Below are 253 nucleotides of genomic sequence, written 5' to 3' on the forward strand. Positions count from 1 at the left end.
TCCCCCTCTTTGGCCCGTAGGCATTATGCGGTATTAGCCATCGTTTCCAATGGTTATCCCCCACATCAAGGCAATTTCCTAGGCATTACTCACCCGTCCGCCGCTCGACGCCCAACAAATCCTCCGAAGATTCAATGTTGTCGTTTCCGCTCGACTTGCATGTGTTAGGCCTGCCGCCAGCGTTCAATCTGAGCCATGATCAAACTCTTCAATTTAAGATTTTGTGACTCAACGAATACTGACTTCAAAACTA

At 48.2% G+C, this 253-nt stretch carries 1 rRNA gene; it reads right to left on the bottom strand.

Annotated elements, in window-relative coordinates:
- Positions 1-215: ribosomal RNA gene (locus tag AB4407_RS20895) — 16S ribosomal RNA — on the bottom strand; the annotation flags it as partial.
- Positions 216-253: the final 38 nt, after the last annotated feature.

This window comes from Vibrio sp. 10N.261.46.E11, assembly GCF_041472735.1.
GTDB lineage: Bacteria > Pseudomonadota > Gammaproteobacteria > Enterobacterales > Vibrionaceae > Vibrio.